The sequence below is a fragment of the Winogradskyella sp. PG-2 genome, from assembly GCF_000828715.1.
Classification (GTDB): Bacteria; Bacteroidota; Bacteroidia; order Flavobacteriales; family Flavobacteriaceae; genus Winogradskyella.
In genome coordinates this window covers 2688337-2712834 of record NZ_AP014583.1, presented here as the reverse complement: position 1 = coordinate 2712834, position 24498 = coordinate 2688337, and the positions used below count along the sequence as shown (strand labels likewise).

The window sequence follows — 24498 nt, the reverse complement described above, 5'->3', positions numbered from 1 at the left end:
CTACATTTGCAACAAGAAAAAACTTAAAAATTGCAAAAGAAAAAAGAACATCCAAAAGTAAAATCTCAACTTCATCCTCGTAGTCAACATCGAGAACGATACAACTTTGACTTACTTATTAAAAGCTCACCAAAGTTGGCTGCTTTTGTTGCGCCAAATAAGTATGGAGATGACTCTGTAGATTTTTTTAATCCAAAAGCAGTATTAGCTTTAAATAAAGCACTTTTAAAACATCATTATGGTGTTGAATTTTGGGAGATTCCAGAACATTATTTGTGTCCTCCAATTCCTGGTCGTGCAGATTACATTCATAATATCGCTGATCTTTTAAAAGGAAACGAAGGTGAAATCCCAAAAGGAAATCACATTAAAGGTTTAGATATTGGTGTAGGTGCAAGTTGTATTTATCCTATTATTGGTAATCACGAGTATGGTTGGTCATTTATAGGTAGTGATACTAATGAAACTGCAATTGTCTCAGCAAAAGCTATTGAGCAAGGTAATTCTAAATTAAAATCTAACGTTGAGATTAGACGCCAAGAACAATCTAATGCCTTTTTCAAAGACATTCTTAAGCCAGATGAAAAAGTAGATTTCACAATGTGTAATCCACCATTTCACGCTTCAATAGAAGACGCTCAAAAAGCAAGTCTTAAAAAAATAAAAAACTTAAAAGGGAGACGACCATCTCAAGCGGTTCTAAATTTTGGCGGTCAGCAAAACGAATTATGGACTAAAGGTGGCGAAGCACGTTTTATAAAAGACATGATATACGAAAGTCGAAATTTCGGTAAACAATGTCTTTGGTTTACAAGTTTAATATCTAAAGAAGTAACGTTGAAACCGACCTATAAAATTTTAACAAAAGTAAAAGCTACAGATGTAAAAACTATAACTATGGGACAAGGACAGAAAGTGAGTCGTTTTATAGCATGGACGTTTTTATCTAAACAAGAACAAAAGGAATGGTCCCATCGCTTAATGTCTTAAAGCCTTTACTATATTTGCAATTAAATAGTAGTATTAATGCAATTTCATAACAACTTAAGCACATTTAAAACTCTTTTTTTAGTTAAAGGTATTTTGACATTGTGTTTTTCTATATTCTTTATGCTTTATGCAGGTATGGGAGTTTTTTTTGGAACTGTAATTGAATTAGACCCAACCAATGATGCACCATTTAATCCTGGTTTAATATTTATAGTTATTGGAATTATTGGGATTATATTCTGTGTGACACTTGGTATCTTAACATTATTAGTCTCAAAATATATAAGAGAACAGAAAAACTATAATTTTATTTTTGCTATGGCTATCGTTAATTGCTTAACAGGTGTTATAGGGATTTTGCTTGGTGTTTTTACCTTAATAGAATTAAATAAACCCGAAGTAAAACAGCTTTTTGGAAAAGTATAATTTATTCATCACCATATGTCATTTAAAGACTTAAAACTTATTAAACCCCTTTTAAAAGCTATTGATGCTTCTGGTTATGTAGAACCAACTCTAGTGCAACAAAAAGCAATTCCTTTGATCCTAGAACGTAAAGATGTCATTGTATCTGCACAAACTGGTACTGGTAAAACAGCAGCTTTTGCTTTACCGATTTTACAACAACTATTCGATAAACAAGATGCTCCTAAACGTGGCAAGAAAATAAGAACATTAGTTATAAGTCCAACTCGAGAATTGGCAGTACAAATTCAGCAGAATTTTAAAACCTATGCGCAGTTTTCAAACTTAAGATCTTTAGTGGTTTTTGGAGGTACATCTATAGAGCCACAAATCGATGTTTTAAAAAAAGGTGTTGATATTTTAGTTGCTACTCCTGGTCGTCTACTCGACTTACACAAACAAGATTACGTCAACCTAGATCATATTGAAACCTTTGTTTTAGATGAAGCTGATTTAATGTTAGCCATGGGTTTTATTGATGATGTAAAAAAGATTGAAAGGCTGTGTCCAGAAGAGAAGCAAACCCTATTGTTCTCTGCAACTATTCCATATAAAATTGAGCAATTAGCAAATGGTATTCTTAAAAATCCTGAGCGAGTTGATGTGACGCCTACACGATCTGTCGCTAAAGATGTTAGCCAAGTGCTATATTATGTACCAAAACGTAATAAAATAGAACTGTGCTTACACTTAATGCGAAATACAATAAAAGGTAACGTTCTTATTTTTAGACGCACCAAATTTGGTGTAAATAAATTAGAACAAACACTTTTAAAGAATGGTCATACTGTGGATAGCATTCACGGAGATAAAAATCAAAGTGATAGACAAACTGCACTTAATAAATTTAAAAACGGTTATGTAAAAGTGCTCATAGCAACTGATGTTGCCGCTAGAGGTATTGATATTAATGAACTCGATAATGTCTTTAATTTTGATATGCCAAACCAAGCTGAAACCTATGTACACAGAATTGGTAGAACTGGTCGTGCTGGAAATATGGGAAAAGCTTATGCGATGTGTTCTGCTGACGAAAAAAGTTATGTAAAAACTATTGAACAGTATATTAATGTTCAAATCCCAATTGAAACAGAACATCCTTATCCTTTAGATCCTAAAGCAAAACCTATTGTTCACAAAAAGAAAGGTAGTAAATACAAAAAAGGCCGTAAAAGTGTGGCTTCAAAGAAAAAGAAAAAGCGTTGGTATTAACACAACGCTTTTTGTTCTATAACAATTATCTATTCAAATTTCATCTCGAAGAGTAAATAGTGCTTTATTCCAAATTTGTCTCCCCATTTTTCAACATCAGCACCAGCCGTACCTACTTCGCACCAAGATTTAGATCCATCTTCCCTTTCATAAGGGAGAATATAGAATTTTTCATTATATCCAATATCTAAATTACTTTCAGCAGCTAAGTTTCTTAAACTATAATTGTCAGATTTAATAGCATCATATTTTTTAGTAATACCAAACCTAGGAAACCTAAAAGTCATCTTCAGTTGATTATCTGCTGTCAATCTTGAAATTACCTTAATTCTAAGAACAGAATCATTAACTGTTTCAAACTGTTTAATACCTGAATTTTTGCTATCAACAACAATTGTCTCAGATTTCACCTTACCATCCCAAATTTCTTTTACTGCAAGTTTATAACTTTTGCCTTTGAGCTCATCGCCTGAAAACTTAATTTTCATGTAATCAATTCCTTCAAAGTTTAGAATATCACTTAATTCTTCGTCATTTGATGAGTATTCCGTTTCCATTTTCAAGTCTGAAGTGTGTTTTAAGCTAACTTCAGCTTGTTGTGCTTGTAATGCTCCTAAGGAGCTTAACACTAAGGCTAAAACTTTAATTGTTTTCATAATTTAATTGTTTATTTTTTTGATTGAATCGTTGTGTGAGTATATGATACCATGGACTATATCAAAGAAGACTCTACCTGATAATGTTTCACCTGGATTAGGTTCTTTTGTCATCATGGTATACTTTTCTCCTTTGCTGGTTGGTTGCATATTAATCTCAAATTTATTATTTCCTAACAGGTTTATCGTATTATTCCCTATCACCTTTATGCTGTGGTTTTTTCTAGGATACCAAAAATGTATTTTAGAATATTCTGAATATAAATTAAACCTATCAAAAAAATCAGACCAGTTGTAAAACCAATATTCGCTATTAAAGTCTGTTATTGAAATATTCTTTCCTATTTCCCCTATCTCTAGTTTTGAAAATTCTGAATCAATCTTTACTTGTTGAACACTACCAATCTTCCCATTTTTTACGTTTTTAAAATTATAAGCACCGCCTGAAATAGCTTCGGCTTCAAAATTGGCATTATCTATACGTATGACATTATATGTGTTCATTAATGCTTTGGTTTTTAAAGTTCCTTCTTTAATGGATATGGATAACTCGTTCTGCATATCAATTCTAAAATGTACACCAGAATTTTGTGCATTAATATTTAGCTTCACAAAGGGAGGAACTTTAATTACAAATTGACTTCGCATTATATCAACATTACCTTTTCTAATATTTGAGAGCTTGCCATCCTTATCCATCTTTTTAAATCGTCCATTAATATACTCTAGAGGATTTTTAGACCATTTTGTTCTATTATTATTCTTAATTTGTCCTAGTAATGAATCTTTAGATTTTCGTATTACTGAATCTTTTTTCATGTCAAAAAAATCACCTTCTATGTATAAACCATGATCAGATTTCAATTCAAAATAGGAAAAGGTAATCTGATTTATGCTTTTTGCTTTTAGTGTTACATGATTATCTGAACTTGAAACCTCAGCTACTAATTCGTTAAGCTTTTTCTGTATTTCTTTTTTAGAATAGCCTTCAAACTCCATGGCATAATCAAAGTGAATTTTACCATCCGTAGATTCTTCTATTGCCAAATAGATGTTTTGAAAGTTTAATACTACTGAAGTATTTTTATCTACTTCAACACTTTTCTTTAAGACCTGATGTCTTTGTCCGTAACTCATTACTGATGTGATGAGCATCAGCATTAAGATTTTAAATTGATTTTTCATATTGTTCGTTGTTTTGATTTAAAATTTTAATATGCTCTTGAATATCTTTTAATATTTGAAGCCTAGTTTTTAGGTTCTCTACTAAAGATTCAATCACTAATATATTATTAGAATCTACCTTAAATTGATTGGAGATTTCTTGATAATCCTCGTCTAATTCATCAAGCCGTTTCTTATATCTAGCTACAAGTAGTTCGTCACTAGTAATGGCTACAAAGCTCTCCCACTCATTCTCAATATCCTCTAAATATTTAGACTCTACAGCTTCTATCTGAGCAATCATTGGTGAAATTTCTTCTGTTACAGGTTTGTTATAAAACACATTAAACCCAACTGTTAATGCTACTATAACAACTGCTGCAATGCGTAACCAAAAGAATGAATTTGACTTTTTCTTTAGCTGTTTTTTAAGTTTATCTAAAAACTCAGTTCTGTGATTCTCTGGAAGTATTTTTAAATCCTTCTCTTCTGAAAATAATTCTCTAATATCTCGCTTCATTATACTTTGGCTTTAAAAGGTCTCTTAATTTTGTTTTCCCTCTACTTAAATGTGTTCTAGAGGTTTTAATGGGTATATTTAATATCTCTGAAATTTCTTGATGGTCATAGCCCTCAATTAGATATAGCTTCACCACTATTTTATGTTTTTCATTAAGTTGTTCTATAGCTTCAAGAATTTCTGTTTTAGATATTGTGTTGTCAAAATCCCAATTATCATCTTCAACAATTTGTAAATTTCCTATATCATCATTACTAAACTCAAGCTTCCGTTTTTTAATAACATCTAAACATTGATTGATAATAATTCGCTTTAACCAAGCTCCGAATGTCGCTTCTGGTTTATAGCTTTCAATATTTGTGAATGCTTTTAAAAACCCTTCTTGCATAGCATCTTTTGCATCTTCATCATTTTTTAAATAACGGCATGCAATTGTAAACATCGCTTGGCAATAGCTATCATAAATCTGCATCTGGGCAACTTGGTTACCTTTTTTACAAGATTGTATTAAACTATTAATTTGGTTTTGCATTGTGTTTGGTTAGTATCTCTGTATTTAAAAACGACAAAAAATAAAAAGGGTTTCAAATTTTAAATAAAAAAATAGAAATTAATTGAATATGACTAAATTTATAGGAAATTTGATTAGCGATGAGTAAAGATTATAATAATCCTGCTTTTAAAAAACTTTTAGAGAAATTACAAGAAGAAAGTTGGCAATTAGAATTGCTGATATCTGGTTTTGCTATTTTTGGTCTTTTTACAGCCTATGATTCTGTTGTAATGCACTTTAATGAAGCTGTTGCAACTGGTCAAGATTATCAAAGAGTTGCATTTACAGTAATACGAATATCTTGTATCATATTAATATTTAGTCTATTAGTACATGTTTTACTTAGAGGCTTATGGATTGGTGCATTAGGTTTACGTTATGTCTCAGGAGAAATAGATTATAAAGAACTCAACTACAGCGAAAAATTTACAAGATATCTTAAAAAAAAGGTTGGTTCTTTTGATAAATACATCGCGACTTTAGAAAATTATTGCAGTATTATTTTTGCATCGTCTTTCTTATTAATTTTTTATGTTTTGGCGATGACCTGTATTATAATCACCATAGGTTTTATTGGCAATAATATAATTGGTAGTGATTGGTTACCAGAATGGCTTAGTCTTTGGCTTGGTATACCGTTAATGATTTTTATAGTCGTTGGAATGTTTCTAACCTTTATTGACTATATAACTCAAGGGTTCTTAAAAAGAAAAAAATGGCTATCAAAAATCTATTTCCCATTCTATTGGGTATTTAGTTTTATCACATTGTCATTTTTATACCGACCAATTGTATACAATTTCTTAGATAATAAATTCGGACGACGTTTTACTATGCTTTTATTTCCATTATTTATTGGAGTTGCAATTTCTTTTTCCTTACATTATAATTTTTCAAATTATTTCAACTTAGAAATTGAGTCTAATGACTACGTTTCTAATCGAGAAAATTATGAAAATTTAATAGATGAAAAATCTGGCTTTATTGATAATGTAGTAATACAGTCTAAAGTTATTAAAGAAAATTATATCAAATTATTTGTACCATATTCCGAGAGCATTGAAGACAGAGTTTTTTCTTTTAATGAAGGGCTAAAACCAAAAAAAGACATCCGTGGATTAGACAGTGATATTATTATTACTGGAAATAATAATAATGTTAATAGAGATAGTTTAAGAAGAGCGTATTTATCTACGTTTAATAAAATCTACTACGCTAAGATAGATACAACCGTCGTAGAATCAGAATTTATTGTAAGTCATACTAAGAAAGGAACGATGGGGTTTGAGACTTTCTTACCAACGGACAATTTATCTAAAGGTAAACATTTACTCGAATTTAAAAGAATAGGATTAAATAAAAATAATGATACAATCTATCGCAGTCTAAAGAAAATTCCTTTTTGGTATTACCCTAACTAAAACGACATTCTATTATTAAAATATTGTTTTAAAATAGGTATCTGAATACTTAACATTATAGCAAATAAAACCACGGCATACATTAGAGTATTAGATAACTCAAATGATAAACCTTCAAAAGGATTAAAAGATAGATCTGGTAAATTAAATCTATCTAAAAATGTACTATTACCTGTAGGTTGCTTAAAAAGAATATACCCAACCACTGCAATAAAACCAGTACCAACTAACCATAAGATATATTTAGGTATTAATGGTTTGTAAACAATAGTTTTAGAGGTCGATATAGCTTCAATTTTTGACATCACACTATCAGTAAAATTCATAGGCGCTTGTTCTAAACTATCTGCAGTCATTAATTTATTAACTAAATCTTTTATTCTTTTATCATCCTTTTCCATAGCTTAATTTGTTTTGTGGTTGCAAATACTGTTCTAAAATAAAAGCTAATTTTTTTCTAGCTCTAAAAAGCTTCACTTTTACAGTATTAGCTTCAACATTAATAATCTTAGATATCTCATCAAGAGATAACTCCTCATAATAAAACAGTGTCAGTAATGCACTACTATCTTCTGGTAGTTTATCAATACAGTTTTTAATTAAAATACTTTTTTCCTCTTTTATAATATTATCCAAAGCATTGTCTATTGTATCTAGTTTATTAAACGTGTATTCGTCTATAGCGACATTATTTAAATGCTTTTTATTCTTTTTAATATTATCTAAACATGTATTGTAAGCTACTCGATATATCCAAGTAGAGAATTTTGAATCTCCTTTAAACTTGTTTAAGGATTTAAACACTTTAATAAAAGTATCCTGTGCCACTTCCTCTGCTTCTTCCTTATGCTTTAGCATTCGTATCGCCAAAGTATACACCAAGTCTTTATAACGATCCACTAATTGCCCATAAGCTTTAGTATCGCCATTTTTAATAGCTTCTATTAATATGTTATCGTTGTTGGTGGTCATTTTTATTTAAGACGACTATTATGTATATAAGGTTACACAAATTGAAAAAAAATATTTTTTTTGAAGAAAGTTGTAACCTAAATTAAAAAGCTGTCGTCATAAGCTAAGAACAAATTAAAAATAATCAATTAAAAACAAACAATTATGGACGCAGGAGCAATTATTATACCTCTATCATTATTCGCAGCAATCTTTGGTGTATTTTATCTTTACATCTCATCGCGAAACAAAGAACGACTTGCACTTATCGAAAAAGGAGCAGATGCAAGTATCTTTAACATTGGCAAACGTTCGGGATCTTCTTGGAAAGTTATTGTCTTAAATTTAGCATTCCTATTAATGGGTATAGGTCTTGGAGTATTAATTGCTAATATCTTGGATACTTATACAGGACTAGAAGATGATGCTGTGTATCCTTCAATGATATTTCTTATGGCTGGAGCTGGTCTATATGTAGGCTTTACACAAACTAAAAAAGCACTAGAAGATTAATCAATTACACATCAATCAAATAGAAAAACGTCTCATTTTATGGGACGTTTTTTTATGGCACAAATAATGTATCTTTAAAATCTATAAGCTTAACCATGTATAAGATTTTATTTTTTTTAATAGTTACAAGTCAACTCAGTTTCTCCCAAATAACAATTAAGGATAGTATTACTAATTATCCTGTTAGTTATGCAACAATATCATTTGGAAACGGAAATGGCATTTTTGCTGATGACGAAGGCAAGTTTTATTTTACAAAGAAACTCTATCCAGATATTGATTCTTTATACATTTCTGCATTAGGATTTAAGAATCATAACATCTCTACTCAAAATATTGGAACAGAAATATTTTTACAACCACAAGTAGATGAGTTAGACGAAGTCATAGTTGGAGCAAAACTCAATAGAAAATTTAAAAAAGAAACACTTAAACCTTATGTAGATGACGACTATTATAATTGCTGGTTGCCAACTATAGAATCTGAAATCGCAGTATATTTTCCTAAAACTACAATTAAAGATCAAAAAGTAGCAAGCGTTACATTTCCGATTGCTTTAGAATCTAAAGATTGGAAAAAACGGAATCGTTCCAATAGTGATAAGAAAAAATTCTCAACCTTATTTAAGATAAATTTTTATGCAAATAATAAAGGTATTCCTGGTAAAGTCCTTACATATGAAACAATTGTGTTTAGAGCAACTGAAAAAGAAGGAGACTTCTATACGCTTATTGTTGATGATAACGATATTTACATTCCAAAAAATGGTTTTTTTGTATCCATCCAAGTTTTGGGTTATACCGACAAAGTTGGAAAATTATTACCAAACAAAAAGTACAAGGAAATAAAAGGAAAAGATGGTGGTGTCATTAAAATACCTACCAATTTTAGACCATTGCTACCTTTTACTAATGAAATTAAGACTAAAAACACATTTATAAAACGTGTCTTTATCAGTGGAAATAATTGGGTGAAGTTTGAGAAAGGAAACGGTTTAAAATCAAGTTTATTAAAAAGAGAGTTATACAATTATGGTATAGGAGTTACTTATAAAACTTTTAAGGATTAATAAACCAAATAGTCTTTTTATTATGGCTGCTATCTACATTGTTACTGATATAATGTATTTTATTGAACCTAATTGGATATTAATTTTACGAATTCCTATTTAATTTAATTTGATGTATTGGGATTAGATTTATTTAAAATAAAATATAAATATCTTGAAAGTTAAAGTGACATCTCATTCAGCTAAATGGGTTCTATCAATTATTATTTTTTCTCAATTTTGTTGCACTTCGCTTTGGTTTGCAGGTAATTCAATTATTGAAGATTTAATCTCTGCATTCAATATTAGTACTGAATCATTAGGATACATAAGTGGTTCTGTACAATTCGGTTTTATATTAGGGACATTAGTATTTGCCATATTAACTTTGAGTGATCGCTTTTCGCCATCCAAGATATTTTTTATCTGTGCTGTTCTGGGTGCTGGTTTTAATCTTGGTATGCTTTATTCAAATAATACTATTACCACCCTATTATGCTTTAGGTTTTTAACTGGCTTTAGTTTGGCTGGAATTTATCCTGTAGGAATGAAAATTGCTGCCGATCATTTTGAAAAAGGGTTGAAGAAATCACTTAGTTTTTTAGTTGCAGCATTGGTATTAGGCACAGCATTTCCGCATCTTATTAAATCTATCGGAGTAAATCTTAATTGGGAATCGGTTATTTGGGTTACTTCTACATTAACCTTGTTAGGAGGTTTATTAATGTTAGTATATGTGAAAAATGGACCTTATCAGAAATTAGCTGATAAATTTGATGCTTCAAAAATCTTGAAGGTTTTTAAAAATCCTTTATTCCGATCTGCGGCTTTTGGATACTTTGGCCATATGTGGGAACTCTATGCCTTTTGGACATTTATCCCTATTCTTCTTTTAACATATTCTCAAACACATAATATCCAACTAAACATCTCTTTATTTTCATTTATTATTATTGCACCTGGTACAATAGCATGCATTATAGGAGGTTATATTTCTAGTCGCATTGGCGCAAAAAAAACAGCTGTAATAGCTTTAAGTATTTCTGGTTTATGTTGTTTACTGTCACCTTTATTCTTTTTCATAAACTCTAGTATTATTTTCATAACCTTTCTTATAATCTGGGGAATGACTGTTATCGCTGACTCTCCATTATTTTCTACCTTAATTGCACAAAATAGTAATGCCCAATCAAAAGGTACAGCATTAACTATTGTAAATTGTATTGGTTTTGCTATTACAATTGTAAGTATTCAGATACTGAATTTTTTCATAGCTAGTTACGACGCAACACCCTTCGCATTTTTAATATTGGCCTTGGGTCCTATTATTGGTTTAATTTATTTAAAAAAAACATGAATTATTCCACCACAAAATCAAAATAAGTATCCGGAAAAGGTTCCCAGCGTAAGGTAAAATGCCACCATTCTTTTGGATAATTTCTAAAGTTATGTTTTAGCATCATGGTTTGTAGTAACTGACGGTTTGCTTTTTGCTGTTCGCTTATATCATTATAATCTACCCAAGATTGCTCACCAAAAAAATCAAAAGGACTTCCCATATCTAATGGTTCACCATTTTCGCCACAAACAATAGTTAAATCTATAGTACTTCCTCTGCTATGACCAGATCGTGATGCTATGTAACCAGCTTTAAACAGGTTACGTTTTTTTACATTAGGATAAAATTGCTGTTTATTAATTGTGTCATTCAAATCCCTAGCCCAACGGATAAAATGATTAACAGCACCTTGTGGCCTGTAACCATCATATACTTTTAAACATAAATTCTGTTGTTGCAACTCTTCTTGTACGCGTTTTAATTTTTCTGCAGTAACCTTAGTAATGATGAGTTTATTTGTATTGTAGTCATCAATGGTATCACCTACAAAGTTATTTGTACTATAGTATCGTAATTCAACATCTAAATCGGGTATCACAGTTTTTGCATACACAAAACCTTCAGGCAAACTTTGTTTTTGATTAAAACCGAAAACAACTAATCCAAATATAATTATGTATAAGAGTGTTTTGTAATTCATACCGAAGTACTAATTTAGAGAAAAATTATACGATGGACTTGTTTTCGCAGAAGAAACAACAATTTAACTTACCTAATGCAGAGCTCATTTACATTCCTAATTTCTTCACAAAAGAAGAAGCGGATTTATATTTTAAGATTATTGAAACTAAAACCAATTGGCAACACGATGATATTACTATTTTCGGAAAGACGCATAAGCAACCTAGATTAACAGCTTTATTCGGTGATTCTAATCAGCCTTATGGGTATTCAAATATTACCATGCATCCAAAACCATTTTCTAAAACACTTCAGATTATAAAGGCTAAAGTTGAAGATCTTTCTATAATAAAGTTCAATACACTATTAATAAATCTTTACAGAGATGGCAACGACAGTAATGGTTGGCATGCTGATAATGAGAAAGAATTAGGTGAAAATCCGGTAATTGCTTCTGTGAGTTTTGGAGAAGTGCGTCCTTTTCATTTTAAACATAGAAAAATTAAAGAAGAACGTTACAAACTAAATTTAGAACATGGCAGTTTATTAATTATGAAAGGTGAAATGCAAAAGTATTGGTTACATCAAATTGCAAAGACTAAAAGACATATTCAGCCAAGAATTAATCTTACTTTTAGAAAACTAATTAGTAAATAAAAAATAAAAAGCCGAGATCCCTCAATCTCGGCTTTTCTAATTTGCTTTTTTATATGTCAATAGATTCAGGGTCTCTAATTCTTCATAACATATGCAAATATTAATTAATTAATCCATTGAACTAAAAACTAAATTTTAGTACACTTCAAATATATAATTCAATTTTAAATACATCGCCTAAAAACACTATTAATCGATGAAATGCATTTAATTTTAACATTTTAAGACAAAAAAATGTATTTCATCGATGAAATACATGTTTAAAATTAAAAGATTTGTTTTAGCTTTAACAATAAAACGGCATAAAAATTGTTTCAAAGTTTAAGATTCATTTCAATATGAATTAACTTTATCGTCATTAAAAAATTTAAAATGAAGCATTATTTAATTCTAGTTTTTTGTTTTGTTACTTCCGTTAGTTTTTCCCAAGAAAAAATATACAGCGAAGAAGAATTATCAATTACTAAATGGATTGATGGTACGTTATTAAGTCCCAACGCTTTTGAAAAACCAAATTTAGCTATAATTATTGCAGGATCTGGTCCTACAAACAGAAATGGAAATCAGAATTTTTTAAAGAATAACTCGCTTAAAAAGCTTGCTGAAAATCTATCAGCAAATGGTATTGCTACATTTAGATATGACAAACGCATCGTAAAACAAATACAACAAGGTAGCGTAGATAAAAATATGATGTTCGATGATTTTGTGGATGACGCTTCAGATGTTGTTGATTATTTTAAAGAAAAAGACACGTATTCTAAAATATATGTCATTGGTCATAGTCAAGGTAGTTTGGTTGGCATGTTAGCCGCAAAGGATAAAGCAGATGGATTTATATCTTTAGCTGGAGCCGGACAAAATATTGGAGATGTCCTAGTTGAACAAGCCACTAGAATGGATCCAAAACTTGGTGAAAAAACCAAACCTGTTATAGAAAAATTAAAACAAGGAAAAAGAGTAAAAGACTATCCTTATGCTTTATCCTCTGTATTTAATGCAGATATTCAACCTTTTATGATTAACTGGATGAAGTATAATCCAACCGAAATTATTAAACAACTAGAAATGCCTATTCTTCTTGTTAATGGAACAAAAGATCTCCAAGTTTCAGAAGATGAGGCAAAACTACTTAAAAAGGCTAATGAAAAAGCAGAGCTAAAAATTATAGAAAACATGAATCATGTTCTTTTTGAAATCGAAGGTGGTGATTTAGAAAATTCAAAATCCTATAATGAATCATTTAGAACAATCTCTTCTCAACTTATTTCAAGTATTACAGATTTCATAAGGTCATAATTCTGAAGATAGTATACTCAAAAAATGAAAAAGCACCCCAACCACGAGATGCTTTTTTCTAACTAACCAACCAAACGTAATGATACGATTTTTTAGTGTGTTACGCTTTGGCAACTATCGCAATATTCATTACACGTAGTATAAAACAAATGGCGTGCCAAACTTTATTTTCAATCTTTTTTAATAAAAATGTAACAAAAACATTAAATCATATACTAATGATTTATATCTTTATGATATCATTTTAATATCATATTGAGTTCTACTAATTATAAACCAATTAAATTACAAGATTATGAAAGAAGAGAAAATCATTGTTCCAGCTAATGGCTACTTAATGCTATTTTTATTTTTAATATTATTTTTTGGAAGTATTGCGCTCATGCCCATAACTAGAACAGGATGGTCTGCATTTGGAATTGTAGCAGCACTAATATTAGCATTCGGATTTTTAATGGTGCAACCTAATGGTTCTCGCGTATTACTATTATTTGGTAAGTACGTTGGCACTGTAAAGAAAAACGGTTTCTATTGGGTTAATCCTTTTTTTACCAAAAAGAAAATTTCATTACGAGCAAGCAACTTTGATAGTGAACGTCTTAAAGTAAATGATAAATTAGGAAACCCTGTAATGATTAGTACTATTTTAGTTTGGCGTGTTCAAAACACTTACAAAGCAGCTTTTGATGTTGATAACTACGAAAACTTTGTACGTGTACAAACTGATGCCGCAGTGCGTAAATTAGCAAGCATGTATCCATATGATAACTTTGCTGATGAAGGTCATGATGAAGATATAACGTTACGCTCTAGTGTTAATGAAGTGAGTACAGCATTAGAAAAAGAAATTGATGAACGTTTATCAATTGCTGGTATCGAAGTGTTAGAGGCACGTATTGGTTATCTAGCTTATGCGCAAGAAATTGCAAATGCCATGTTAAAACGTCAGCAAGCGACAGCAATTGTTGCAGCAAGACATAAAATTGTCGAAGGTGCTGTAAGTATGGTTGAAATGGCAATAGAAGAACTAAACAAAAAGGATGTAGTAGATTTAGATGAAGAACGAAAAGCAGCTATGGTAAGTAATCTTATGGTTGTGCTTTGTGGTGATAAAGATGCTTCACCTATTGTAAATACAGGAACTTTAAGTCATTAATATGAATAAATTTTAAATATACAGTATTGCCATAGGCACAGCCATAGGCTCTAGCTTTGGTACAACCGTTGGAGCTGTTACAGGCAATGTAGCTATAAGCACAGTTTATGGCACATTAATAGGAATCTGTATTGGTGTAGTATTAGCATTAGTAGTATTTAAAGACAATAAATAAAAAAAACATGAAAGAATATAAAGTTATACAACCAAAAGTAGGGTTTAGAAATAGGTTTCAAAATTTTGAAGATATTCTAAATCAATATGCTCGAGAAGGTTGGGTTGTAAAATTCATTGGACAAGGCTGGAGCAGTGTTGTACTAGAGCGTGACAAAAACAGATAAAATGAAATCAGATAGACCGAAAATACAAGTTCCTTTTCAAACTGTAGATGTCGTTATAGAATTAGCATCAATAGCAGTATTGCTATTGATGTGGATTCATTTATTAATGGAGTATAGCGGCTTACCAGAAAGCATTGCTGTTCATTTTAATGCAGCTGGACAACCAGATAATTATAGTAAGAAGTCATTTTTATGGTTTTTACCCATTTTGGCAACTGTAATTTATGTAGGTCTTTTTATTTTAAATCGCTTTCCACATATACATAACTATATGGTTAATATAACTGAAGAGAATGCACTTAGACAGTATAGATTTAGTACTAGAATACTTAGAATAATTAATTTTCTTTGTGTATTACTATTAGCATACATTAACTATAAAATTATTATTGGAGCTCAAACCAATACGACTGAATTAGGTACTGGGTTTTTGATAACCGTTATTGGAGGTAGTTTATTACTACCCATTTTCATACTAGTTTACCAACAAAAATTGAAAAAACAAGATAATGTCTAAGAAAAAAGCCTTTGCACTACGAATTAATGAAGAGATGCTGAAAGCCATTGAAAAATGGGCTTCAGATGAATTTCGTAGTACTAATGGTCAAATAGAATGGATGTTAATGCAATATCTAAAAGAAAATAAAAGACAGCCAAAAAAGCCAAAAAAATCGCCTGAAAAAGACTAAAATTAAATGAATTATAAATATTTCCTTTATTTTTGGTTAACACCAACCAACCATCATTGAAAAGATTACTCATCTTAGCTTCTTTTTGCATAACTAACTTATTGTTTGCTCAGAAAAAAGAAGTATATGTTAAATATATTACCGAAACAATTGTTTTAGATGGTAACTTAAACGAATCCTCATGGAGTGAAGCTGAATCTGCAACAAATTTCTGGAATTATTTCCCAAACGATTCGCTACAAGCTAAGCAACAACCCGAAATAAAAATGCTATTTGATGATACTAATTTATATGTTGGTATTAAAGTAAATGCGCCTGGAAATGATTTCATTATTCCATCTTTACGTCGCGATTTTAGAGCAGGTGGAAGCGACAATATCACCTTACTTTTTGATACTTTCAATGACGGAACCAATGCTTTCATCTTTGGTACAAATCCTGAAGGAGTGCAACGCGAAATGCTATTATCTGGTGGTGGAACTGAATTGAGAGGTTTTACTATGGCTTGGGATACAAAATGGAAAAGCGAAACTGTTATTCATAATAACTATTATATCGTTGAATGGATAATTCCGCTTTCAGCTTTTAAATATAGAGAAGGAGAAACAAAATGGAGATTTAATAGCTATCATTTTGATACTCAGGATAACGAGAATAATACTTGGGTAAATATTCCTCAAAATCAGTTTATATTTAACTTAGCATTTATGGGAGATATGATTTTTGAAAAGCCTTTAGGTAAATCAAAATCACCAATTTCTTTAATCCCATATGTAAATACACTTGTGGGCAAAGATTATGAAACCGACGAATCAACTTCAGATTTTAAATATGGAGGAGATGCAAGAATGACGATTAACAATAGTTTAAATTTAGATTTAACTATTAATCCAGATTTTTCTCAAGTTGAAGTAGATCAACAAGTTACTAACCTAACACGTTTTGAAGTATCATTACCTGAAAGGCGTCAATTTTTTATTGAAAACAGTGATCTCTTTAATGATTTTGGTAACAATAGAGATTCAAATCCTTTCTTTTCTAGACGTATTGGTATTGCCAGTGACTTAGATGGAAATAATATTGAAAATGATATCATTGCTGGTGTAAGACTAAGCGGAAAAGTAAATAACAAACTTAGAGTTGGTTTACTTAATATGCAGACAGCAGAAGATAAAACAAATGAGATAGCCACAACTAATAATGCGTTACTAACTGCTCAATATAAGTTGTTTAGTCGTTCTAATATTAGTTTTATGTTTATAAATAAACAAGCTACCAAAGATTATGATTTTACAGTAGATGAAGATCGTTATAATCGTGTATTCGGCATAGATTACAGATTAGCCTCTGAAGATAACACATGGAATGGCAAATATTATTTTCATAAATCATTTTCCCCTAATGTTAAAAATAAAGAGATATCTGCAGGTGCTTCAACAGAATATAATTCTAGAAACTATAATATTAGATTAAGTGGTGTCTATATTGGAGACAACTTTAGATCTGATTTAGGTTTTATAAGACGAACAGATATTGTAAAAGTAAATCCTAAATTCACTAAAAACTTCTGGCCCGAAAAAGGACAAATCCAAAAACACAATTTATCAGTAACACCAATTTTTATTTGGAAACCAGATCTAGATTTTGAAAATTCTGATTATGCAATTATTACAAGATGGGACGCTTCTTTTAAAAACACATCGAATTTAAATTTTGAAATGTTTAACAGATACACACACCTTTATGAAGAGTTTGAACCCACTGGTGTAGATGATGCAACGGCTTTACCCATAGGTAATTATTATTACTCTACAATTGGAGCAAACTATAGATCAGATAGGCGAAAACTATTTTCTTACTCCTTAAACCCTTCATTTGGAAGTTTTTATAATGGCAATATATTTTCGGTAAATGCAAACCTTAATTATAGAATACAACCTCATTTTTCAACATCTATTCAACTTAATTATAACAATATTAATTTGCCAGATCCTTATTCTGATGCCAAGCTCTGGCTCATTGGTCCTAGAATAGATGTAACATTTAATAAAAATTTATTCTGGGCTACCTTTGTACAATATAACAATCAGCAAGATAATTTTAGTGTAAATACAAGACTTCAGTGGAGGTTTGCACCTTTATCTGATTTATTTATAGTATATAATGACAATTATTTCACAGACAATGTCTTTGCACCTAGAGTCCGTTCTCTAAATGTAAAATTGACGTATTGGCTTAATATTTAAGCACAAAAAAACGATGCTTTTTTATGCGCTTTTAATTTGGTATTTTGCAAACACTAAATAAATCATAACATGGACACTTCTCCTATTATTACTGATGATACTATTATTTTTGGAATTCTTATGCTCGCTTTGGGCTTTGTTTTTTATACTGAATCCATCAAAGGAGGATTTTGGGAAAAGTTTTACAAAATAGTTCCTGGTTTATTTATGGCATACATGGTACCAGCGCTTTTAACAACTTCTGGCTTAATCGCTGGCGAATGGGAAACAGTTTCTGAATCTGGAGAAATTGTAAAACAAAATTCTAACTTATACTATGTAGCAAGTCGATACTTACTACCAGCTGCATTGGTTTTAATGACATTAAGTATTGATTTAAAAGCGGTTTTTAACTTAGGTTGGAAAGCATTAATTATGTTTTTTACAGGTACTTTAGGAATTATTATTGGTGGACCAATTGCAATATTAATTGTAGCTTATTTTGCTCCAGAAGTTGTTGGTGGTGCTGGTGCAGACGCTGTTTGGAAAGGACTTTCTACTTTAGCTGGTAGTTGGATTGGTGGTGGTGCTAACCAAACTGCAATGCTCGAAATTTATGGATATAACCAAGCAGAATATGGAAAGATGGTCTTTGTTGACATCTTTGTAGCCAACGTATGGATGGCGTTATTATTAATCGGAATAGGAAAACGCAAAAGGATAAATAAATGGTTAAAAGCTGACACTTCTTCAATTGAAGAATTAAAAGATAAAGTATCAACATTTTCTGAAAGTGTTAAAAGAAATCCTTCATTGACAGATATTATGATTATTGGAGCAATAGCATTTGGTGCAGTAAGTATTGCACATCTTGGAGCTTCATTTTTTGGACCTTACTTTGATAGTGTAACTGCGAATATTGAATCCATGCGGATTAAAAACATGTTAACATTTCTAGGGTCAAAATTCTTTTGGATGATAAGTATTGCAACTCTGATTGCTATATTATTATCTTATACTAAATTGAAAAATTACGAAGGCGCTGGAGCAAGTAAATTTGGAAGTGTCTTTATTTATATACTTGTAGCAACCATAGGAATGAAAATTGATATATGCTCTGTATTTGAATCACCTGGTCTCATCATTGTAGGTCTTATTTGGATGTGCATACATGCAATACTTCTTATCGGTGTTGCTAAACTCATAAAAGCGCCATATTTCTTTTTAGCTGTGGGTAGTCAAGCTAATGTTGGTGGTGCTGCTTCTGCTCCGATTGTAGCATCTGCATTTCACCCATCTTTAGCTACGGTTGGTGTTTTATTAGCAGTTTTAGGTTATGCCGTAGGTACTATAGCTGCAATTGGTTGCACTGTTTTAATGCAAATAGCAGCTGGAGGTTAGTTATTTTAAAACTATTATAAGATATTTGCACACCAAATTATTTAAAGAAAATATGATGACATTAAATAAAGCCTTAAGCCTCATTTTTATACTATTAATACTTGTTTCATGTGGTAAAGAAAAAGAAGCAAATTTCACATTAAAAGGCAGTGTAAAAGGATTAAAAAAGGGAATTGTTTATCTCCAAAAGAATGGAGATTCTACTTCTATTATAGATTTAGATTCCATGGTTATTACTGGCCAACCAGAGTTCACCTTAAAAACTAACATCGACGAACCTATTTTATTATACCTAAAATTGTTTAAGAATGATGGTGAGGAGCATTACATTCCATTTTTTGCAGATAAAGGTCTTACAGAAATAAATACATCATTGAAGAATTTTAATTTTGATGCTAAAATTATAGGATCTAAACAACAAGTTTTATTAGATGAGTATACAGGTATCATGTCTAAATTTAATAATCAAAATTTAGAATTGATTGAAGCCAACTTCTTAGCTCAAAAAGCAAAAGACTCAATTACATCAGATTCTTTAAATATACAATCTCAAAAACTTTTAAAACGAAAATACTCTTACTCCATTCAATTTGCCTTGAATAATAATGATAGTGAAATTGCGCCTTATTTAGCTTTATACGAACTTCCGGCTGCAAATCCTATTTATATAGATTCAGTTTATAATGGTTTAACTGACTCTATAAAAAAATCATTTTACGGTAAGAAACTAAACGAATATATAAATAGCAGAGAAGCCATTGAATAATTGAACTTTCATTGATTTAAACAATAAATCCAATCTTAAATTAAGATTGGATTTATTGTTTAAAAACGTAAAAGTATTATATATTTAGTCTACTTGAGCTTATTTATTTTTTCTATTAAAGCTCTTCCTTTTGATTCTAAATCTTTATTAATAGCTTTAAAATGGGCTCTAGTATCTTCCACACTTCTATCATTTACACGAGCAATTAACTCATCAAATCCAGCAAAGGCATCATCAATGATTGCATCACTCTCTTTAGTTGGTTTTTGAGTGTTTTCTAATTCCCAATAATAAACTGCTTCAATTATATCGCCAAAGACGTAGTTAATATCCTTTTTTAAATCTCTTTTATTAGCCATGATTACAAATATTTAGTGTTGCAAAAATAAGGAATCCACAAGTTAATTAATAACATTAAGTTTTGAAGTTTTAAACATAAACGGAAAGAGATTCAAAACAATCATTTTTTGTCTTACCTACATTCTGTTCTTTATAAAATGTTTAAACTATACAGGGGTAATACTTTGTATTTAAATTAGTGACCAGAATAGGTCACAAAGTTTCGAGGTGTTTCATAGAGTGTAATTTCTAAATGAAATTTAGAGTCTAATTTTGCTTTTACTTTATTATAAATAACAACTGCAATATTTTCTGCAGTTGGGTTTAAATTATAAAATTCTGGAACTTCAATATTTAGATTTTTATGATCAAAGGCATCTTCAACTTCTGCTTTAATAATGTCTTTTAGAATTTTAACGTCAATAACATAGCCTGTTTCAGGGTCAATTTCGCCAGTAACACTTGCAATTAGTTCGTAATTATGTCCATGAAAATTAGGATTATTACACAACCCAAAGACAGTTTCATTCTTTTCAAAACTCCAGTCTTTTCTATACAATCTATGTGCTGCATTAAAATGTGCCTTTCTATGTACAGTTACTCTCATTATTTATTGATATTTATATATTCATAGAATTTTTCAAATATAATTTTAAACCAAGCTGTGTATTTTTCAGGATTTAAAGCCATATCTACTTTAACCCCCTCTAATGGCATCCATTTCCAATCTGCAACTTCTTCGCTATTTATAATAGGTTCGTCGTTATAAAGACCTACCATTACATAGTCATATTCGTACTCAGTTAATCCATTTTCAAATGACGCTTTGTAAATGAATGACGTAGATTCATCCAAATCTGTAACGAAACCCATCTCTTCTTGCAAGCGTCTTTTACCAGCTTCAATATTACTTTCACCATCACGCTGATGACTACAACATGTATTAGTCCATAAGCCTGGTGAATGGTATTTATGTAATGCACGTTGCTGAAGCATTAATTCATTCTCATTATTAAATATAAATACTGAGAAAGCACGATGTAAAACTGCTTTTTCGTGTGCTTCCATTTTTGGCATTAAACCAATTTGATTATCATTTTCATCGACTAAGATGACTTGTTCTTCTGTCATAAAACAAAATTAACACCTAAAGCTTAAAAAAAGGTAAAGGAATTCATAAAAACTAAATTTAGTTTTGTTCTGGACACTTTTGACCTTTAAAACTCGTCACAATAAATTCGCTTCGTCTATTTAATTGGTGTTCTTCTTCAGAACAGCTTGATTCATTTGTTGGTTCACAACCGCAGTCATTAACCAATCTAGACTCGCCATATCCTTTAGCAGTAATACGAGCTGCATCTATGCCATTATCTATAAGATACTGTCGTGTAGATTGCGCTCTATTTTCAGATAATCTTTCATTGTAAACCATAGTTGCTCTGCAATCTGTGTGAGATCTCACATCAATAGTCATTGAAGGATACTTATTCAACACAGCTAATACCTTCTGTAATTCTACTTCAGCATCATATCTAATATTAAACTTATCAAAATCAAAATAGATAATTGGAATATCTAATAATTTGGCCAAATCAGAGCAAGGCTCTACTATAACTTCATCTTTTTCAAGTAATAATTGAAGTTGTAATTCTTGTTTTCGATCTGGTGTTGTAAAACGTTTTTCATCTGAAGCATACGTTTCCTTTTCTCCTCTGATTAAATATTCTTTTTCACAGTCAAGATTAAATTCAAAAGTAGCATCAGCACCTACAGTTGTTCGCTCTATCTCATTTCCTTCACCATCAAATAAAACTACAGTTGCATTTGGGATTAACTCATCTGTCTTTTTATCTTGAACTGTACCTTCAACTAATTGCTCACATTCAGGAACTTCAAAAGTATATATATCATCACTTCCTTTACCTCCTTCTCTATTAGAACTGAAATAAACACGTCTAGTGACCAAATTTTCATAATATCCAAAATCATCAAAAGCGCTATTTACTGGTTTACCGATATTCTCTATTGGGAAATTTCTATTAGAACCAGCCTGTACTTTTTGATCTAAACCTTCAGACTTAAATACATCAAATCCTCCTAAACCGGGATAACCATTTGATGAAAAGAATAAATCTCCACTTGTATTCACAAAAGGAAAAGATTCTTGTCCTTCTGTATTTATCCCTGCTCCTAAATTTTCAGGTTCACCTAAAGTACCATCATCATTAACATCTACTACAAAGATATCAGACTGTCCATAAGTCCCAGGCATGTCCGATGCAAAATATAGTCTAGAACCTGTAAGATTTAAAGCAGGATGTGCCACACTATAATCTTCACTATTAAAATGAATTTTATGAATTTCATCCCATGAACCATCTTCACTTAACGTTGCTCTATATAATTGCAATCTATTAATTCCTGATTCATCTTCTTTATATTTCATTCTGAAATAGTTATTTCTTGTAAAGAACATGTATTGACCATTTGGTGAAAACACTGCACTAGATTCGTGATACTTTGTATTAACTTTACCTTGAATTTCATTGACTTCACTAAAAGAACCTTCATCAGTTTTTTCTACCGAGTATATGTCTAAATAAGGTTGTTCATTCCATCTATATTTTCGTCCTCCCCCTCTAGCAGAAGCAAACACAATTCCATTCTCATACTCTGTTGTTCCAAAATCCGATAACTCTGTATTAATTTCAAGATTAACAATTTCAATATCATTTCGGCTTAATTCCTCAATATCAGATTTGTAATCCACTTTAGATAAGAATGCTTTACCTCTAGAATCTTGTGGTTTAAGTTTATTAAACTTTGTCATCCATTTATCGGATTCTTCATAATTCTCAATTCCTTTGAGAGCCAGTGCATACCTAAAATAATATTCAGGATCAATAACTTCATTCATAGTTATTAATTCACCATACCATTTGGCAGCATCCTCCATTTTATTTTGGAAATAATATGAGTTTCCTAACTTCTGAAATAAATCTGCAGACCTGTAACCTTTATTGGCCACTTCTAGTAAGACCTCACTTGTTTTTACATAAGCGAATTCTCTATAGTCATCTTTGACACTTCGTATTTTCCCTTCTTGAGCATATACAACTGAAGATGTAACAAATACGACTGTTAATAATATATATCTTGATAGTGTTTTCATAATCATATTTTTAGAAGAAACGTGGTGATAATATTCTACCTAATTTTTTAACTTCAAATCTTAAAGTAAGTTCGTGTGTACCGCTATTGTAATTACTTAAACCTGTTGTTGTCATATCATAACTATATCCAATAAACATGCCAGGTGTTATTTGCATACCAACTAAAGCACTTACAGAATCATCCCATCTCCAAGCTAAACCAGCTGTAAGTTTCTTTTGAAACCAAAAATTAGCAGAAACATCCGCAATTAATGGAGCTCCACTCACACCTTTAATTAAAAAGGCAGGTTTTAACTCTGTCGTTTCACTAATATTAAATACATATCCACCAATAGCATAAAAATGCATGCGCTCTGTAGCAATAGACTCTTGGAAGTCATCATAATGTTCAGTCTCCAAAAAATTAGGAACTGCTAAACCTAAATACCATTTTCGAGTATGCATGTATAAACCTGCACCAATAGTTGGTGAAATAAGATTTAAATTATTGTTAAAAACAACGTCAGGATCTTGAAAACGGCCTTTACTCCAATCTGTATCTAACATATGTAATCCACCTTTTACACCAAAAGACAATTTTAAATCATTTGCATTTAATGGAATTGTATATGAAAAATTAGCATCTACAAAAGTTTCTCTTGCCGGTCCTAAGGCATCACTTACAATATTTAATCCTAAACCAATACGCTCATTACGTAATGGTGAATGAATTCCTAAGGACTGTGTTTGTGGCGCGCCATCTATACCAACCCATTGCGATCTATGCAAACCTACAACACTTAGTGTTTCTCTTTGGCCTGCATATGCTGGATTAACACTTAATGTATTATACATATAATGTGTATACTGAGGATCTTGTTGTGCAAAACTATTAGCACTAAGTATCGTAAATACTAAAACTATTAATCCTTTTATTAGTGATGATTTATGTATCATTT

General features: G+C 30.7%; 28 protein-coding genes. 16 read left to right on the top strand and 12 right to left on the bottom strand.

Translation table 11 applies throughout. The features are described from left to right. The first annotated feature begins 30 nt into the window (after window positions 1–30). Genes rlmF through WPG_RS12100 form a run of 3 tightly spaced genes read left to right on the top strand, consistent with a single transcriptional unit; the run spans window position 31 to window position 2667 of the window. Window positions 31–990, top strand: coding sequence for a 23S rRNA (adenine(1618)-N(6))-methyltransferase RlmF (rlmF, locus tag WPG_RS12110; RefSeq protein ID WP_045473001.1), 960 nt, complete (start codon window positions 31–33; stop codon window positions 988–990). Between the two features lie 36 nt (window positions 991–1026). Continuing rightward, window positions 1027–1416: a hypothetical protein gene (locus WPG_RS12105; RefSeq protein ID WP_045472999.1), complete on the top strand. Its 390-nt coding sequence runs from the start codon at window positions 1027–1029 to the stop codon at window positions 1414–1416. A gap of 15 nt (window positions 1417–1431) precedes the next feature. After that, window positions 1432–2667 carry a DEAD/DEAH box helicase gene (locus tag WPG_RS12100; protein WP_045472996.1) on the top strand — a complete coding sequence of 412 codons (1236 nt, stop codon included), beginning with the start codon at window positions 1432–1434 and terminating at the stop codon, window positions 2665–2667. Window positions 2668–2696: 29 nt separating this feature from the next. On the opposite strand, the gene WPG_RS12095 is transcribed toward WPG_RS12100, so the two are convergent. From WPG_RS12095 to WPG_RS12080, 4 genes are read right to left on the bottom strand one after another with little or no spacing between them, the layout of a single operon-like run. Next, the gene (locus tag WPG_RS12095; protein ID WP_045472993.1) at window positions 2697–3323 is read right to left on the bottom strand and encodes a hypothetical protein; all 627 of its coding nucleotides are present in this window, start codon (window positions 3321–3323) and stop codon (window positions 2697–2699) included. 3 nt (window positions 3324–3326) lie between these two features. After that, complete coding sequence (locus tag WPG_RS12090; RefSeq protein WP_045472990.1) at window positions 3327–4508, bottom strand: hypothetical protein; 1182 nt, start codon at window positions 4506–4508, stop codon at window positions 3327–3329. Next, window positions 4492–5007: a hypothetical protein gene (locus WPG_RS17550; protein ID WP_052471263.1), complete on the bottom strand. Its 516-nt coding sequence runs from the start codon at window positions 5005–5007 to the stop codon at window positions 4492–4494. The genes WPG_RS12090 and WPG_RS17550 overlap by 17 nt, the downstream gene beginning before the upstream one ends. Then, entirely contained in the window at window positions 4991–5539 is a 549-nt protein-coding gene (locus WPG_RS12080) for an RNA polymerase sigma factor (protein WP_045472987.1), read from the bottom strand. Before WPG_RS12080 ends, WPG_RS17550 begins: the two co-directional genes overlap by 17 nt. Before the next feature lie 119 nt (window positions 5540–5658). On the opposite strand from WPG_RS12080, the gene WPG_RS12075 reads away from it, so the two are divergent. After that, window positions 5659–6981, top strand: coding sequence for a hypothetical protein (locus WPG_RS12075; protein ID WP_045472984.1), 1323 nt, complete (start codon window positions 5659–5661; stop codon window positions 6979–6981). Here the strand turns inward: WPG_RS12075 and WPG_RS12070 are convergent. Both WPG_RS12070 and WPG_RS12065 read right to left on the bottom strand, forming a co-directional pair. Further along, window positions 6978–7382: a hypothetical protein gene (locus WPG_RS12070; RefSeq protein ID WP_045472981.1), complete on the bottom strand. Its 405-nt coding sequence runs from the start codon at window positions 7380–7382 to the stop codon at window positions 6978–6980. The genes WPG_RS12075 and WPG_RS12070 overlap by 4 nt on opposite strands. Continuing rightward, a complete protein-coding gene (locus WPG_RS12065) occupies window positions 7369–7953 on the bottom strand; it encodes an RNA polymerase sigma factor (protein ID WP_045472978.1) in 585 nt (194 codons plus the stop codon). The genes WPG_RS12070 and WPG_RS12065 overlap by 14 nt, the downstream gene beginning before the upstream one ends. Before the next feature lie 144 nt (window positions 7954–8097). Between WPG_RS12065 and WPG_RS12060 the strand changes: the two genes are divergently transcribed. The 3 genes from WPG_RS12060 to WPG_RS12050 all read left to right on the top strand — a co-directional run bounded on the left by WPG_RS12060 (window position 8098) and on the right by WPG_RS12050 (window position 10851). Beyond that, entirely contained in the window at window positions 8098–8445 is a 348-nt protein-coding gene (locus WPG_RS12060; RefSeq protein ID WP_045472975.1) for a DUF6249 domain-containing protein, read from the top strand. A gap of 95 nt (window positions 8446–8540) precedes the next feature. Beyond that, a complete protein-coding gene (locus tag WPG_RS12055; protein ID WP_045472972.1) occupies window positions 8541–9515 on the top strand; it encodes a hypothetical protein in 975 nt (324 codons plus the stop codon). 154 nt (window positions 9516–9669) lie between these two features. Then, a complete protein-coding gene (locus tag WPG_RS12050; RefSeq protein WP_045472969.1) occupies window positions 9670–10851 on the top strand; it encodes an MFS transporter in 1182 nt (393 codons plus the stop codon). Between the two features lies 1 nt (window position 10852). Here the strand turns inward: WPG_RS12050 and WPG_RS12045 are convergent, their stop codons facing one another. After that, a complete protein-coding gene (locus WPG_RS12045; protein WP_045472966.1) occupies window positions 10853–11533 on the bottom strand; it encodes a M15 family metallopeptidase in 681 nt (226 codons plus the stop codon). 32 nt (window positions 11534–11565) lie between these two features. On the opposite strand from WPG_RS12045, the gene WPG_RS12040 reads away from it, so the two are divergent. The 9 genes from WPG_RS12040 (at window position 11566) to WPG_RS12005 (ending at window position 20048) form a co-directional block, all read left to right on the top strand. Beyond that, window positions 11566–12171: an alpha-ketoglutarate-dependent dioxygenase AlkB family protein gene (locus tag WPG_RS12040; RefSeq protein ID WP_045472963.1), complete on the top strand. Its 606-nt coding sequence runs from the start codon at window positions 11566–11568 to the stop codon at window positions 12169–12171. Between the two features lie 372 nt (window positions 12172–12543). Further along, window positions 12544–13470 carry an alpha/beta hydrolase gene (locus WPG_RS12035; protein ID WP_045472960.1) on the top strand — a complete coding sequence of 309 codons (927 nt, stop codon included), beginning with the start codon at window positions 12544–12546 and terminating at the stop codon, window positions 13468–13470. A gap of 295 nt (window positions 13471–13765) precedes the next feature. Continuing rightward, window positions 13766–14626, top strand: coding sequence for an SPFH domain-containing protein (locus WPG_RS12030; RefSeq protein ID WP_045472957.1), 861 nt, complete (start codon window positions 13766–13768; stop codon window positions 14624–14626). 182 nt (window positions 14627–14808) lie between these two features. Then, entirely contained in the window at window positions 14809–14967 is a 159-nt protein-coding gene (locus WPG_RS17905; protein ID WP_084221580.1) for a DUF4177 domain-containing protein, read from the top strand. Between the two features lies 1 nt (window position 14968). Further along, window positions 14969–15484 (top strand): DUF1648 domain-containing protein, encoded by a 516-nt coding sequence (locus WPG_RS12025; RefSeq protein WP_045472954.1) that lies wholly within the window; start codon window positions 14969–14971, stop codon window positions 15482–15484. Beyond that, on the top strand, window positions 15477–15656 hold the full coding sequence (locus WPG_RS12020) for an Arc family DNA-binding protein (RefSeq protein ID WP_045472951.1): 180 nt from the start codon (window positions 15477–15479) through the stop codon (window positions 15654–15656). Before WPG_RS12025 ends, WPG_RS12020 begins: the two co-directional genes overlap by 8 nt. 56 nt (window positions 15657–15712) lie before the next feature. Continuing rightward, window positions 15713–17902, top strand: a complete 2190-nt coding sequence (locus WPG_RS12015) for a DUF5916 domain-containing protein (RefSeq protein ID WP_045472948.1) — start codon at window positions 15713–15715, stop codon at window positions 17900–17902. Window positions 17903–17971: 69 nt separating this feature from the next. Then, window positions 17972–19282: a DUF819 domain-containing protein gene (locus tag WPG_RS12010; RefSeq protein ID WP_045472946.1), complete on the top strand. Its 1311-nt coding sequence runs from the start codon at window positions 17972–17974 to the stop codon at window positions 19280–19282. 52 nt (window positions 19283–19334) lie between these two features. Next, window positions 19335–20048: a DUF4369 domain-containing protein gene (locus tag WPG_RS12005; protein WP_084221579.1), complete on the top strand. Its 714-nt coding sequence runs from the start codon at window positions 19335–19337 to the stop codon at window positions 20046–20048. Window positions 20049–20137: 89 nt separating this feature from the next. Here WPG_RS12005 and WPG_RS12000 read toward each other — a convergent pair whose 3' ends face one another. The 5 genes from WPG_RS12000 to WPG_RS11980 form a co-directional block, all read right to left on the bottom strand. Beyond that, a complete protein-coding gene (locus WPG_RS12000; RefSeq protein WP_045472942.1) occupies window positions 20138–20407 on the bottom strand; it encodes a hypothetical protein in 270 nt (89 codons plus the stop codon). 176 nt (window positions 20408–20583) lie between these two features. Next, window positions 20584–20994 (bottom strand): 6-pyruvoyl trahydropterin synthase family protein, encoded by a 411-nt coding sequence (locus WPG_RS11995; protein WP_045472939.1) that lies wholly within the window; start codon window positions 20992–20994, stop codon window positions 20584–20586. Continuing rightward, complete coding sequence (gene idi / locus WPG_RS11990) at window positions 20994–21518, bottom strand: isopentenyl-diphosphate Delta-isomerase (protein WP_045472936.1); 525 nt, start codon at window positions 21516–21518, stop codon at window positions 20994–20996. The genes WPG_RS11995 and idi overlap by 1 nt, the downstream gene beginning before the upstream one ends. A gap of 58 nt (window positions 21519–21576) precedes the next feature. Beyond that, window positions 21577–23559 (bottom strand): OmpA family protein, encoded by a 1983-nt coding sequence (locus tag WPG_RS11985; protein WP_045475539.1) that lies wholly within the window; start codon window positions 23557–23559, stop codon window positions 21577–21579. A 10-nt stretch (window positions 23560–23569) separates the two neighbouring features. Then, the gene (locus WPG_RS11980) at window positions 23570–24496 is read right to left on the bottom strand and encodes a type IX secretion system membrane protein PorP/SprF (protein ID WP_084221578.1); all 927 of its coding nucleotides are present in this window, start codon (window positions 24494–24496) and stop codon (window positions 23570–23572) included. Between the last annotated feature and the right edge of the window lie 2 nt (window positions 24497–24498).

Bases quoted from the DNA above. Each gene is read 5' to 3' on its own strand.
- WPG_RS12105 (WP_045472999.1), top strand. From the start codon at position 1,027: ATGCAATTTCATAACAACTTAAGCACATTTAAAACTCTTTTTTTAGTT.
- WPG_RS12100 (WP_045472996.1), top strand. From the start codon at position 1,432: ATGTCATTTAAAGACTTAAAACTTATTAAACCCCTTTTAAAAGCTATT.
- WPG_RS12095 (WP_045472993.1), bottom strand. From the start codon at position 3,323: ATGAAAACAATTAAAGTTTTAGCCTTAGTGTTAAGCTCCTTAGGAGCA.
- WPG_RS12090 (WP_045472990.1), bottom strand. From the start codon at position 4,508: ATGAAAAATCAATTTAAAATCTTAATGCTGATGCTCATCACATCAGTA.
- WPG_RS17550 (WP_052471263.1), bottom strand. From the start codon at position 5,007: ATGAAGCGAGATATTAGAGAATTATTTTCAGAAGAGAAGGATTTAAAA.
- WPG_RS12080 (WP_045472987.1), bottom strand. From the start codon at position 5,539: ATGCAAAACCAAATTAATAGTTTAATACAATCTTGTAAAAAAGGTAAC.
- WPG_RS12075 (WP_045472984.1), top strand. From the start codon at position 5,659: ATGAGTAAAGATTATAATAATCCTGCTTTTAAAAAACTTTTAGAGAAA.
- WPG_RS12070 (WP_045472981.1), bottom strand. From the start codon at position 7,382: ATGGAAAAGGATGATAAAAGAATAAAAGATTTAGTTAATAAATTAATG.
- WPG_RS12065 (WP_045472978.1), bottom strand. From the start codon at position 7,953: ATGACCACCAACAACGATAACATATTAATAGAAGCTATTAAAAATGGC.
- WPG_RS12060 (WP_045472975.1), top strand. From the start codon at position 8,098: ATGGACGCAGGAGCAATTATTATACCTCTATCATTATTCGCAGCAATC.
- WPG_RS12055 (WP_045472972.1), top strand. From the start codon at position 8,541: ATGTATAAGATTTTATTTTTTTTAATAGTTACAAGTCAACTCAGTTTC.
- WPG_RS12045 (WP_045472966.1), bottom strand. From the start codon at position 11,533: ATGAATTACAAAACACTCTTATACATAATTATATTTGGATTAGTTGTT.
- WPG_RS12040 (WP_045472963.1), top strand. From the start codon at position 11,566: ATGGACTTGTTTTCGCAGAAGAAACAACAATTTAACTTACCTAATGCA.
- WPG_RS12035 (WP_045472960.1), top strand. From the start codon at position 12,544: ATGAAGCATTATTTAATTCTAGTTTTTTGTTTTGTTACTTCCGTTAGT.
- WPG_RS12030 (WP_045472957.1), top strand. From the start codon at position 13,766: ATGAAAGAAGAGAAAATCATTGTTCCAGCTAATGGCTACTTAATGCTA.
- WPG_RS17905 (WP_084221580.1), top strand. From the start codon at position 14,809: ATGAAAGAATATAAAGTTATACAACCAAAAGTAGGGTTTAGAAATAGG.
- WPG_RS12025 (WP_045472954.1), top strand. From the start codon at position 14,969: ATGAAATCAGATAGACCGAAAATACAAGTTCCTTTTCAAACTGTAGAT.
- WPG_RS12020 (WP_045472951.1), top strand. From the start codon at position 15,477: ATGTCTAAGAAAAAAGCCTTTGCACTACGAATTAATGAAGAGATGCTG.
- WPG_RS12010 (WP_045472946.1), top strand. From the start codon at position 17,972: ATGGACACTTCTCCTATTATTACTGATGATACTATTATTTTTGGAATT.
- WPG_RS12005 (WP_084221579.1), top strand. From the start codon at position 19,335: ATGATGACATTAAATAAAGCCTTAAGCCTCATTTTTATACTATTAATA.
- WPG_RS12000 (WP_045472942.1), bottom strand. From the start codon at position 20,407: ATGGCTAATAAAAGAGATTTAAAAAAGGATATTAACTACGTCTTTGGC.
- WPG_RS11995 (WP_045472939.1), bottom strand. From the start codon at position 20,994: ATGAGAGTAACTGTACATAGAAAGGCACATTTTAATGCAGCACATAGA.
- idi (WP_045472936.1), bottom strand. From the start codon at position 21,518: ATGACAGAAGAACAAGTCATCTTAGTCGATGAAAATGATAATCAAATT.
- WPG_RS11985 (WP_045475539.1), bottom strand. From the start codon at position 23,559: ATGAAAACACTATCAAGATATATATTATTAACAGTCGTATTTGTTACA.
- WPG_RS11980 (WP_084221578.1), bottom strand. From the start codon at position 24,496: ATGATACATAAATCATCACTAATAAAAGGATTAATAGTTTTAGTATTT.